The organism is Kribbella sancticallisti (assembly GCF_039530625.1).
Taxonomy (GTDB): Bacteria; Actinomycetota; Actinomycetes; order Propionibacteriales; family Kribbellaceae; genus Kribbella; species Kribbella sancticallisti.
In genome coordinates this window covers 529,185-540,974 of the sequence record NZ_BAAAOS010000020.1, presented here as the reverse complement: position 1 = coordinate 540,974, position 11,790 = coordinate 529,185, and the positions used below count along the sequence as shown (strand labels likewise).

The following is an 11,790-nucleotide window of genomic DNA, read 5'->3' as shown; positions in this document are numbered from 1 at the left end:
CAGGCAACCTCTAACCAGGGATGCCTGCCCTACGGCACAGAGGTGGTTGTCAGTCGCCGTTCAGGTTGTCGAGGTAGTTGGCCGGGCCCCAGCGGAAGTTGGTGGGGTCGGGGTAGGTGCCGGTGGTTTTGCCTAGGGGATTGATGACGGTAGAGGCGCCGTTTGCGTGGCCTACGGCGTAGAGGAAGCCGGACTTGGTGTCCTTGTCGATGCCTAGCAGGAGCGTGCCGTACTGGCCGCATTTGCTGGCGATCAGCTTCTCGAAGCTCTGCCAGCCCGAGCTGCGGACCTTGGTGACGATCGGCTTCATCGGCGACGCGGCGGGAATCCGGATGGTGTAAAGCGCCCCGCCGCGAGTGTTCGCCAGGAACGTGTCATAGGTGTAGGTCTTGCTGATCAACGCCATCGACTTGATCGACGAGAAGCCAGCCGCGGAGCCCGTCGCGCGCCAGGACGGGGCGGAGTTGTTCCATCGGAACATCGTCCCGTCGTTGCGCAGCCCGTACGCCGTAGCCCGCAGGCGGTTCTGGCCCTCGTACGCCGAGGTCTCCAGCGCGATGAAGCTCGTCCAGCCACCGCCGACTCGCTTGAAGGAGTTGGGAACGCTGGGGTCGATGTCGCCGCCGCCCGTGACCCAGTAGGTGTGCCGGTACAGGCTGCCGCCCTGGATGACCCAACCGGCGATGTCGGCACCCGAGATGTTCGGCTCGGTGGTGTACGAGGAGGTGACTCGAACGTTCCCGGGCTGGTAGACGCCTGCGACGCTTTGGCCTGTGCTCTTGGTCGGAGGCGCGCCGGCAGTTACCTGGCTAGACGTCTGCGCACCGGCGGCGGTGACCGATCCGGCGCCCAGAGAGCAGGCAACGTTCGTGGCCGTGGAGGTTGCCTGTGCGGGCGTTCCGAACGCCGCGGCGCCCAGCACCGCTGCGCTCGCCAGCGCGAGGCTGGCGTGGAGTATTGTTCGTCGGGTATTCAAGGTCGTTCCCCTCTTTGCTTGTCGCTAGTAGCGCATACGAACTCCTAGATACGGCGTAGACCACCAAAGTTGGACGAAGGAGCTCAATTCGACTGTGATCAAACTGTCGCCCCATCAGCCGGGGCGCGCAGATCGACCAGCAGGCCAGAAGCCGATCGACGGAGGTTGCGGCTCCGAGCGGTGCGGCGGACCTGCGGACGCTGGGGGAGCCAGCAAGGCTCAGCGATGAAGGGCTCTGCGTGACTTGGCGGCGCAGTCTCGTTGCATTGGAAGGTGCCTGTTGTTCCGACGTGCCTGGACGACGACGCGCTGGTGCTCGAAAGGTGCTCGAACCCCACGGGTGATCTGTGGGTCGATAGAGGTCTTGCTTCCGACGAGGGCGCGGCTCGAATTTGTTGCGCGCACGTAGGTGCACAAGTCGTCTGCGGTTTTGCACCGCACTGACACCGCAAGAGGAATAGCTGTGCATCATCCGTTGACGTCCCAGCGACGCGAGGCGGTGCTGGATGGGCCTTTCGCGGTTGGCGGTCAGCGACCCAACGTCGTCGGTGCAGCAGGTCGGCCACGACTGGGCGCCCGTCACTCGATTGGTGTTCGACCGCGACCTGCCCGGTCTCTGTACGGAGTCGATCGAAGGCTCGGGCAGCTCGGTGAGAGTCAAGACCAGAAAGATTGAGGGTGCAGGACGCAGCGGGCCCGCCTATCTCCGGCGAGAGGTCGCCGGTCTGCGGACCGCCGACAGAAGCAGGGCCGCGGCCCGCAGCATCCCGTATGACGACCGAGCCGGCGTCGCCGTGCAGTCGGACCTCGGGACATGGCGACCCTGGTGGCGGTGCTGCTCGGCGACGACCCCAAGCTGGCCGCCTCGGCAATGGCCGACTTCGCTCCTGATCTCGGATGTCCGTCAACGGGTCAGGCCCAGTGGTGCCTCCGGTCCTGGTCCGTGGCGACTTGCTCCTTAACGCGCACTCCTGGATGGCGCGTTCACGGTTCTCCGGGACGGCGGAACGGGCGATCTTCGGGACCATGACTTCTGAGGTGCCGGGTTCTGGTCAGGACAATGCGGAGGGCGAGCAAGCTCAACCAGATGGTGGTCACGTATGGAGCGTCCGGAAGCTCATCGAGTTGATCGACGAAGCGATCGATACGGCGGGTGCACAGTTGGCTCGCTCGGGTGGGCTTTGGGCGGACTCGGCGAGCCCGATCGCTGATGTCCACCGGCCGCCCGTGAGGCGGAGTCCGGCCTCAGGAGCGCGACCGGAGGAGCCCGACACGGATTACGGGGTCAGTCTGCTGTGACGAAGATTCGTAGGCGTTTCCGTGTACTCCTTGATGTCGGGTTCCAGGTTCTCTCGTTGTCGTGAGCGCGGTGAGGTTCGAGGCAGTCAGGTACAGATTCTGCTTCGGAGGTTGTTGTGAGCTCTCGGGATCTCGGGTTGTCGATGGATGAGCGGCGGCGGTTGCTGGAGGCAAATGCTGCGGCTGTTCGGTACTACCGGTGGGAGTTGCTTCGGGCAACGGATGGGTGGCCGTTGGAGTACCTGAAGGCACACGGCGCGGAGTCGGTGTTGTCGGCGGCGTCGCCGTGGAAGGTGGGGTATGCGCCGTCGGCTTGGTCGAACTTGGTCGATCATCTGCGAGGTCAGGGGTTCGGGTACGGGACGTTGGTGCGGGCTGGGTTGATGACCTGGAACGAGCATGACGAAGCGGTGGATCAGCATCGAGACAAGTTGATGCTCGTGGCACGCGATCGGCGGTTGGCTGCGGTCGGTTTCGTGGGAATCGGGCCGGATGGCAACGCACGGTCGGCGAGCCCTGTGACAGCGATTCATCGGCCAGCCAACGTTCTCGTCGGGATCGACGAGCAACGGAATCTGCTGGCTCGCGGCGCGGTGCCGGTGATTGTTGATTCGCCTATGGATGCGATCGCGGTGTCCAACGCCGGGATGGAGGCCGGCGGGTCGTGGGCCGGCATCCCGCTGTGCGGCGGTGACTTGTCGACGTCGCATGTAAAGACGCTCAAGGAGTTCAGCGCCACCGACAAGGTGATCGTTGCGCTGGGCGGCAGTCGGGCGGAGCAGGATCGGTCGGCTGGCTATGTGCTGGATTTGGCCTTCTTCTTCGACAGGGTCCGTGGCTTTGAGCTGCCAGCGGGGGACTCCCTGGCAGGCCTGGCGCAGAAAGAGCATGGCGGGGTGGGATTGAACAAAGTACTGCGTGACGCGCGTCCTTTGATGACCTACCGGGCGACCGGCCGCGGGTTCGTCACATTGCAGAGTGCTGACTTGGATCCGCCGGCACCAGACCTCTGACCCGAGATCCTGGAAGTCGTGATCCGGGTTCGTTTGCGAGTGATCTGACGAGATCTTCGAGGCCTGAAGTGTACGGCTCTCGGAGGTTTTGGTGAGTGATCCTGAGGTTACGACGGCTGACGGGCGGCGGCGGTTGCTGGAGGCAAATGTCGTCGCCGCGCAGTTCTTTCGAGCTGAATTGCTGCGAGCGCCGGGCGATTGGCCGGTGCAGCACCTGAAGGAAGCGCGGATCGAGCAGGTGCTGTCGGCTGACTCGGTGTGGCAGATTGGGTACGCCCCGGACACTCTGACCAGTCTGGTCGACCATCTGGCGGCCGAGAACTTCTCCTACTCGACGATGGAGCGGGCGGGCTTGGTCGTTCGCAGCGGTGAGACGGATGTCGTGGATCGCTTCCGCGACCAGCTTGTCCTGCTTGCCAGGGACGCGCAGTTGCGTCCGGCAGCGTTCATCGGTGTCGGACGCGATGGGCAGGTCCAGTCATCGGGACTGGTGTCGAATGCTCTCGTCGGAATCGAGGAGCAGTTGGATTTGCTGCGGGGTGGTGCGACGCCGGTGATCGTGGACGACCCGGTCGATGCGATCGCGGTGTCGAACGTGAGTCGGCAGCTCGACGGTCGGTGGGCAGGGATCCCTGCCTTCGGCGCCGGACTGTCGACCGCGCAGGTGAGGATGCTCCGCAAGTTCAGCCTGGGGGATACCGCGATCGTCATAGCGGTCGGTGACGAGCATCGCCGGAAGCTGGCGTCGGGGTACCTACTCGATCTCTCGCTGTACTACGACCGTGTCCGGGCGGTCGTGATGCCCTACGCCCCGAGCACGCTCGCGGCCGTCGAGTTCGGTCCGGAGTATTTCAACGACGTGTTGGCGACGGGCCGGCCGGTGCTGACCTACGGCGTCGGCGGCAGGGCAGCTGCCGATCTGGATTATAGGCCGGAGTCGCCTGGCCGTGGCCCGGGTCTGTGAAGTCTCGGCTGTACGAGGCGCACGCGGAGGCTGAGTCGTTCTATCGCCAGCAGCTCCACGACAGACCCCGCGGTTGGGCAGCGGAGCATCTGTGCAATCGCGGACTGGGCGCGGTGCTGGCGCCGGACTCGAGGTGGTGGGTGGGATACGCACCTGATGGCTGGTCGCGGCTGGTCGGTCACTTGCGTAAAACCGGATTCGATGATCTGGAGATCGTTGGGGCAGGGCTGGCGTTCGTGACCAAGAACGGCTATCTGGTCGATAGGTTTCGGGACCGCATCATGTTCGCCGCGCATGACCACAAGGTCCGCCCGGTCGGCTTCATCGGCCGTTCGGCGGGTAACCGATTGCGTTACTTGAACACCCGCAACACGGAGATCTACTCCAAGGCTCGGACTCTGGTCGGCCTCGATGCTCAGATCGGGAAGTTGCAGGCGGGTGCGGTCCCAGTGTTCGTCGAGGGGACGATGGACGCGGCAGCTGTCAGCCTCGCCGGTGACGAGTGGGCAGGCCTTGCTTGCTGCGGTACGGCGATTACTCACGAGCAAGCTCTGATGGCGCGTGCGCCCACCTGGACGGACACGGTCGTGGTTGCTCTGGATGGTGACGCGGGTGGCCGCCTGGGGGCCGTGCGCAGCCTGCCGGTGCTGTCAGAGGTGTTCGACGAGGTGCTCTTCGCGCGTATCCCGGATAAGCAGGATCCGGCAGCGTTGCACGCCGCCGACAGAGCTCTGCTGCGCGATGCGTTGGCATCCGCGCGTCCACTGGCCGACTTTGCGATCGAGGTCGAGCTGGACAAGTGGGCCAACGTTCTGGATCACCTCAGCGGCCAGGTCAACGCCGTCCGAGCCGTCGCGCCCTTGGTGGCCAGCCTGCCGGCCCGCCGCGTTGCCAGCGAGATCGCGAGGGTCGCACGAGCGGTGCACTTGGACGAGCAGATCGTGTCGCAAGAGGTCGTTGCCGCGGCGGGGCAACGACTGGGACCGAGACCGCGCAGGCCTCAGCAGCGAGGCGCGAGCGTCGTCGACGTCGAGCTCGATCCGCCGGACTATTCCAGGAGTCCTTGATTCTGTGATCCAGGTTCAGGGACGGGCTGTGGACCAGCAGATTTGTGGCATGGACGTTGACCTGGAGGTACTGATCGCCGACGCCGAGCAGTCGGGCTGGGCGCCCGGCCCGTCGCGGCGGCTCGCGGACGGGATCGAGGCGCGGATCGTCGTACCGCTGTCGGGCAGGCTCCGGTGGGCGCTCGGGTCTGATGAGGCGGCGCAGTTGGCGCGGGTGATCGCCTGGGAGCGGTGCCTCGAGCTGGCCGTCGACCCGCCGGAGGGCGGCGTGTCGTGGGGGTACCTGGCGAATCTGGTGCGGTGGCGGCTGCAGGACGCGCTCCGGGCCGAGGTGATCCGTCGACGCCGCCATCCACTGACCCACCAGCCGCCCGAGAGCGAAGTCGAGCAGGGGTCGGTTCTCGGTCATCACCTCGACCGGATCGCGCTCGAGCTGACCGCCGCGGGACTCTCGTCGGAGACCTGCCGGCGCCTGATCCACGCCGCCGCGGACGGACCGCCGTTCTACCGAGCCGGGATCGTCGTCCGGGTGCGGCGAGCCGGTGCGACGAAAGCGCAGGCCGAGGCCCTGGCTTGGCTACTGCGCGGAGGCGCCGGACAACGGTCGGCGCTGGCCAGGCTGGCGGTGGGGGAGTCGCCGGCGGCCGTGTTCGCCGATCCGGTCGTACAGCATTGGATCCGGGCCGCATCCGGCCGTGACCTGCGGTTTTTCGGCGGACCAAGCCGCCTCGGCCACCGCCGAGCGGCTGGAGTCGAGTGGCTCCACGCTGCCTGACGAAAAGTCTCATGGCCTCAACCGTTGAGGTCACTCATGACACAGAACTACCTGCGACCACCGGCCCACCACCAGTTCGCTCGGTGCTTCCGCGCGCCGGTCAGAGTCGCGTTCGGCGCCTTCGCCGCGGCCTGCGTTGTCGCCCAACTCGCCGATGAAGTCGGCGCCTCCCGGCGCCGTACCCGGAGTTCCAGGAGAGGACATGCTGTGAGGTCATCGAACCGGTCCAGAATCGTGTTCGCGGTCCTGGTCGTCGTCGGAGCGGTCGCGCTGACCGCCATGCTCGCCGCCCGCTGGAAGAGCGCGGAGAGCAGCCCAGAAAGGTTGACCTCCGGCGCGACGACCTTCCGGGCGGAGGCGCCCAAGGAGCTTGAGGTCTGGCGGCGCCCGACGACGACCGATCCCCGTGAGTTCGCGATCGCCTATGCCCGGGCGATCTGGACCTATGACACAACTCGGCACAGCTACACCGACTGGCAGAACGCGGTCAGCGTGTACGCCGACCCCAGCTCGGTCGCCCCGCAGGTCGCGACCAGCCTGCTGCCGCAGTGGGCGGAATGGGAACAGCTCCAACAGCACAAGGCTCACGCAACGACCACAGCTGTCACTCTCGAGGTCACGCCGGAGCTCAACGCCATGCCGCACCGCGGTCAGGCGCCGCCTGGATGGCACGCCTACGTGGTCTACGGCAAACAGACCGTGGTCACGGACACCGGCACCAAGTTCCTGGACCGGCAGGCCGCGGTTGCAGTCGTCTGCACACCGACCTGCAGGTTCTGGTCCGCGACCGCACAGGTGTCCTCGTGATCATCAAAGTCACGCTGGCCTCTGTTCTGCTAGCTGGATCAGCCCTTATCACACCGATCGCACTAGCCGCGGGAGGCAACGATGGCTGTACTCCGACGTCGACCGAGGTGGCGTCGGCCGACTGCAGGAAGCCGGCCGATGCTGGCGGTGCGCTGCCGGGCGCTGACGTGGCCATAGCGCGGGCTCAGCGCCTGGTCGGCAGGCACGGCTACTACCAGCTGTGCGCCCGCCTGGCAGCCAACATCTGGGGCCGGCCACGAGCCGGGTATTTCTCGGCCGCCGCGCAGTGGCGCCAGATGGTCGCCACCAACAACGCTCACCGAGGCGACCGCCACCCGCCCACCGGAGCGCTCGTGTTCTGGGAGACCGGCGGGCCGTACGGCCACGTCGCGGTGTACGTCGGCGGCGGTCAGATCGTCTCGAACGACATCGGCGACGAGGTGCCCGGTGAGGGCGGTGTGTACCTCGTCGACTTCGGCCTCATCGAGTCCAAGTGGGGTGCCATGTACCTCGGCTGGACCCCGCCCATCTACTCAACTACCTGAAGGACAATGACGTGTTCAGATGCGCCGCATGGACCCGCCACCTGGTGATCCTGCAAGACCCAGGCGTCAGCCCCAACACCAACGGACTGCCAGGGCTCCCCGAAGTACGAAGCTTGGCTGGCGCGACGATCACCTTCGCACTGGTCACCTGTGTCGTCGCCCTGATCATCTCCGCCGCGGCATGGGCCCTGGGCAACATCAACGGCAACGCACACTACGCGAGCAAAGGCCGCATCGGCGTCATCGCATCGCTGGGTGCAGCGATCCTGATCGGCTCGGCCAACAGCCTGATCCGCTTCTTCAGCGGCATCATCATCGGCTGATCGGGGTATCGCATGGCCTGGAAGGAATGCCTGCTCGATCCTAAAGAGTGCGGCAAGGATGTAATCGCTCAAACGGCCTGGGACTCCATCGCGAACTGGTTGGCCAAGGGTCTCACGGACATGTCGGTCAAGGTCTTCGAGAAGGTCAGCGCGAGTACGACGCCAGACTTCAGTCAGCGGTGGTGGCGGGACAACTTCGATCTGATCGTCACGATCTCACTACCGCTGCTGGTCATCGCCTTCGTGCTGCAGTGCGCGGCAGCGGCGATCCGGCGAGAGCCCGCTCGCCTCGGACAAGCGATGTTCGGGGCACTTCTCGGAACGGCCGGCGTACCGTTCGCCGTCGCCGTGATCAGCGCCTGCGGCCGGATGGTGGATCAACTGTCCACGACGATCCTGGGTAACAGTGCGTCGGCGACCGGTGGGTTCCGCCGGATCATCGACATCACCAAGGTGCTGTCGACGATGAACCCGCAGGGCGGGTTGATGGTCACGGCGATCCAGTTCGCGATCCTGGCGACGATGGCGTTGTACTTCGTCCTGCTCGTGCGCGAGGTGGCGCTCATTGCGTTCGTCGTACTGGCACCCATCGCCATGGCCAGTTGGACCTGGTCCGCTACGCGGCATTGGCTACGCCGCTGGATCGAGCTCGTCGGGGCGCTGTTGTTCTCCAAGATGGTGATGGCCGTGATCTTCGCCCTCGGGCTGTCGGCCATGGGCAACTCGAGCGAGTACGGGGGAACGAGTCTCGGCACGTTCCTGGCCGGAAGTCTGCTGTTCGCGATGGCTGCTTTCGCACCGATGGCCACCTACTCGTTCATCCACTGGGCCGGCGATCAGAGCCAGACGGCGCTCTACGCGTTGCAGCAGGGCTCGGCGGGCGCGGCGGCCATCAGGCAGAAGGCGGAACAGGCCTACCGCTGGGCCGCCTTCGATTTCACCGGTTCTCGTTCTCAGCCAGGACCTGGCTCGATCGTGGGCGGTGACGACGATGACGAGAAGCCAGCCGACCCTGCGACGAGCCACGACACCGCAACCCAGGGCCAGCCTGTGGGCGACCTCGGACCGGATGCCTCGCCGACCACTGCACCGGCGGATGCGGCACACGCGACACAGGACACGGGCGAGCCGTCCGCAGGGCAAGGCCAGCGTCGCGACGAACACAGTGATGAGGCGAAGTGACGAATCCCGATGCTCTCTCGACCCGATTCCCGCGGCCCGAGCAGAACGCGGTCATGCTCGGCCTTCGCCCTGTGCAGATCGCCCTGCTGCTGACGGCGGTTGGTGCAGTGACGCTGTCCTTCGTCATCCAGATGTCAGCCATCGCGAGACTCGGCGGACTCGCTGTGGCCCCCGTCTGCCTGATAGTCGCGTTCGGCCGGGCCGAGGAGTTGCCCGTGTACCGATGGCTGACTCTCCGTGGGATCCACGCCTGGCGATCGGTCCGTGGCCAGCAGAAGTACCGTGCTCGCGTCGCGGAGCCACGGCGGCACGGGCGCCTGCAGTTGCCGGGTAAGAACGGAACGATGCGGATCATCACGTCTGCCTCTGGTCTCGGCGTCGTCCACGATCCACGACGGCGTCGGCTGGTCGCCGTAGCACGAATCGAGGGACCTGCGCATCTGCTCCAGAACGCGGACGAGCAGGACCGTCGTGTGGCGGCGTACGGGCGGCTGATCGCGGGGCTCTGCCAGGGCAACCGGATCGCGCGGGCGCAGATCCTGGAACGCACGCTCCCCGATCCTGCCGATGAGCTCGGGCAGTGGGCCCAGAAGCGGAAGCTGGACCCACGGACGCCGGCTGGAGCGATCTACACCGACCTGCTGGCCCAGGCAGCCCCGACTGCGGCGAGGCACGAGACGCTGTTCAGCTTCGCCGTGAATCTCGACGCCGTGTCCCGCGACGTACGTAAGAACGGCGGCGGCCTCACCGGCGCGGCCGCCGTCCTCGAGTCCGAAGCCCGAGCCTTTCAAACCTCGCTGGCGGCGGCAGGAGTCGCTGGTGCCTGGCTGAACGCTGGCGAGCTGGCATTCGGGCTCCGCACCGCGTTCGATCCAGTGGCGACGCGAACGATCCCGGATCCGCGTGGCCTGGACGCGGTGGACGCCGGGCCCCTAGCAGTCGATGCGAGCTGGGACCAACTGCGCACGGACTCATCGCTGCACCGGGTGTACGTCGTTACCGAGTGGCCGAGGATCCGCGCCACACCATCGTTCCTCAGCCCGTTGCTGTTGAAGCCCGGCATCCGCCGCACGTTCACGATCGTGTTGCAGCCGATCCCGATGGCCAAGGCGCTGCGGGACGCGAGGCGTCACCAGGTCGAGCGAGTCAGTGACCGGGCGACGCGCTCCAGGATCGGGCAACTGGAGACCGAGGCGGACCGCCAGCTCGATGCCGACGTGGCACAACGCGAGCGTGACCTCGCGGCAGGCCACGGCGACGTGCGCTGGCTCGGCTTGCTCGTCGTGTCGGCCGATAGCGAAGATGCGCTCGACGACGCATGCATGGAGATCGAGATCGCGGCCACGCAGGCGCTGCTCGACCTGCGTCGACTCGTCGGTCAGCAGCTGGAAGGCTTCATCGCCGCCGCGCTTCCCTTTGGAGTTGGACTCGGATGACACGACACTCGGCGTACTTCGAGCTCGACGGCAGCGACCGGTCCACTAGGCGTGCCAATCGGCGTACGACGCCCAATGAACAGCGTAAGCCGCGGATCGATGCTCTCGAAGACCAGTCGGGTACCGGACGAGCGCGACGCCTGCGCGTCGACACCCACCGGGCGACGACCAGGATCCTTCGGGTGGCCTACCCGTTCTTAGCCGAGGGTGGACTGGGCGCCGACGGCACGTACATCGGTTCGGACGTCTTCAGTGGCGGATCGTTCGTCTACGACCCCTGGGTGCTCTACCAAGCGCGCGTCATCACGAACCCCAACATCCTGCTCGCCGGCGTGATCGGCAGCGGCAAGTCATCAACGGCGAAGGCCCTCATCACGCGATCGGTTGCCCTGGGCCACAAGGCCTACGTTCCGTGTGATCCCAAGGGGGAGTGGACCTCGGTAGCCGAGGCGATCGGGGGAGCGACGATCAAGCTCGGCCCTGGCCTGCCCACCCGGCTAAACCCGTTGGACGCGGGGACACGACCTTCGACGGTCGAGGCAGGGGAGTGGCAGCGGATCGTCTGGTCCCGCCGCCGTGCCCTACTCGGAACACTCGCCGAGTCCACCCTCGGTCGCCCCATGGCCGCCGTAGAACACACTGCCCTCGACCTCGCACTAGAAACCGTAACCGCCCAAGTCGAGGCGCCCACCATCCCGGATGTCGTGGTCGCCCTCTTCACACCCGACCCGGCGTTCGCCGAACGCGCCGGCTTGCAGCCGGCCAGCCTGACCGAGGACGGCCGCGACGTCGCACACGCGATCCGCCGCCTCGTGCACGGCGACCTGTCGGGGATGTTCGATGGGCCATCGACGACCGAGTTCGACCCAACTCTGCCGATGGTGACGCTCGACTCTTCGTGGCTCGGCAGCGGCGGCAACGACGAGGCACTCCGCCTGACGCTCGCGTGCGCCTCCTCGTGGCTCGAGGCCGCGGTAGCCGACCCCGTCGGCGGCAATCGCTACATCGTGTACGACGAGGGCTGGCGTGTCATGCGTGACGCCGCACTGCTCCGACGGATGCAGGAGCAGTGGAAACTCTCGCGAGCCTGGGGCGTCTCGAACATCCTCATCGTCCACCGCCTGTCCGACCTCGCCGCTGTCGGCGACCTCGGCTCCGAAGCCCGAGCTCTGGCCGAAGGTCTGCTGGCCGACTGCTCAACCCGCATCATGCTCCGGCAGGAACCCGACCAGCTCTCCCGAACTGCCAGCCTGCTAGGGCTCACGGACGTCGAGATCGCGACAATCGCCAAGCTCCCCAAGGGCCGAGCACTCTGGCGACTGCCCAACCGGTCGTTCGTCGTACAACTCATCCGCCACGCCCGTGAAGCGGAACTCTTCGACACTGACGCCCGGATGTAGCCC

General features: G+C 66.3%; 11 protein-coding genes. 10 read left to right on the top strand and 1 reads right to left on the bottom strand.

Going from position 1 to position 11,790, the window contains the following annotated elements; all coding sequences use genetic code 11:
- Positions 1–49 precede the first annotated feature (49 nt).
- On the bottom strand, positions 50–976 hold the full coding sequence (locus tag ABD255_RS19265) for a hypothetical protein (RefSeq protein WP_344215774.1): 927 nt from the start codon (positions 974–976) through the stop codon (positions 50–52).
- 1,442 nt (positions 977–2,418) lie between these two features.
- On the opposite strand from ABD255_RS19265, the gene ABD255_RS19260 reads away from it, so the two are divergent.
- The 10 genes from ABD255_RS19260 (at position 2,419) to ABD255_RS19215 (ending at position 11,787) form a co-directional block, all read left to right on the top strand.
- On the top strand, positions 2,419–3,288 hold the full coding sequence (locus tag ABD255_RS19260; RefSeq protein ID WP_344215773.1) for a hypothetical protein: 870 nt from the start codon (positions 2,419–2,421) through the stop codon (positions 3,286–3,288).
- Between the two features lie 91 nt (positions 3,289–3,379).
- Complete coding sequence (locus tag ABD255_RS19255) at positions 3,380–4,252, top strand: hypothetical protein (RefSeq protein WP_344215771.1); 873 nt, start codon at positions 3,380–3,382, stop codon at positions 4,250–4,252.
- Positions 4,249–5,319: a toprim domain-containing protein gene (locus ABD255_RS19250; RefSeq protein WP_344215769.1), complete on the top strand. Its 1,071-nt coding sequence runs from the start codon at positions 4,249–4,251 to the stop codon at positions 5,317–5,319. Before ABD255_RS19255 ends, ABD255_RS19250 begins: the two co-directional genes overlap by 4 nt.
- Positions 5,320–5,368: 49 nt before the next feature.
- Positions 5,369–6,094 carry a hypothetical protein gene (locus tag ABD255_RS19245; protein WP_344215767.1) on the top strand — a complete coding sequence of 242 codons (726 nt, stop codon included), beginning with the start codon at positions 5,369–5,371 and terminating at the stop codon, positions 6,092–6,094.
- 207 nt (positions 6,095–6,301) lie between these two features.
- Positions 6,302–6,901, top strand: a complete 600-nt coding sequence (locus tag ABD255_RS19240) for a hypothetical protein (protein WP_344215765.1) — start codon at positions 6,302–6,304, stop codon at positions 6,899–6,901.
- On the top strand, positions 6,898–7,446 hold the full coding sequence (locus ABD255_RS19235; RefSeq protein ID WP_344215763.1) for a CHAP domain-containing protein: 549 nt from the start codon (positions 6,898–6,900) through the stop codon (positions 7,444–7,446). The genes ABD255_RS19240 and ABD255_RS19235 overlap by 4 nt, the downstream gene beginning before the upstream one ends.
- Positions 7,395–7,769 (top strand): DUF6112 family protein, encoded by a 375-nt coding sequence (locus tag ABD255_RS19230; RefSeq protein WP_344215761.1) that lies wholly within the window; start codon positions 7,395–7,397, stop codon positions 7,767–7,769. The genes ABD255_RS19235 and ABD255_RS19230 overlap by 52 nt, the downstream gene beginning before the upstream one ends.
- A 120-nt stretch (positions 7,770–7,889) precedes the next feature.
- On the top strand, positions 7,890–8,951 hold the full coding sequence (locus tag ABD255_RS19225; RefSeq protein WP_344215759.1) for a TrbL/VirB6 family protein: 1,062 nt from the start codon (positions 7,890–7,892) through the stop codon (positions 8,949–8,951).
- A complete protein-coding gene (locus ABD255_RS19220) occupies positions 8,948–10,387 on the top strand; it encodes an SCO6880 family protein (protein ID WP_344215757.1) in 1,440 nt (479 codons plus the stop codon). Before ABD255_RS19225 ends, ABD255_RS19220 begins: the two co-directional genes overlap by 4 nt.
- Positions 10,384–11,787: an ATP-binding protein gene (locus ABD255_RS19215; protein WP_344215755.1), complete on the top strand. Its 1,404-nt coding sequence runs from the start codon at positions 10,384–10,386 to the stop codon at positions 11,785–11,787. Before ABD255_RS19220 ends, ABD255_RS19215 begins: the two co-directional genes overlap by 4 nt.
- Positions 11,788–11,790: the final 3 nt, after the last annotated feature.

Coding starts and splice junctions, on each gene's coding strand:
- ABD255_RS19225 (WP_344215759.1), top strand. CDS start 7,890: ATGTCGGTCAAGGTCTTCGAGAAGGTCAGCGCGAGTACGACGCCAGAC.
- ABD255_RS19260 (WP_344215773.1), top strand. CDS start 2,419: ATGGATGAGCGGCGGCGGTTGCTGGAGGCAAATGCTGCGGCTGTTCGG.
- ABD255_RS19215 (WP_344215755.1), top strand. CDS start 10,384: ATGACACGACACTCGGCGTACTTCGAGCTCGACGGCAGCGACCGGTCC.
- ABD255_RS19245 (WP_344215767.1), top strand. CDS start 5,369: ATGGACGTTGACCTGGAGGTACTGATCGCCGACGCCGAGCAGTCGGGC.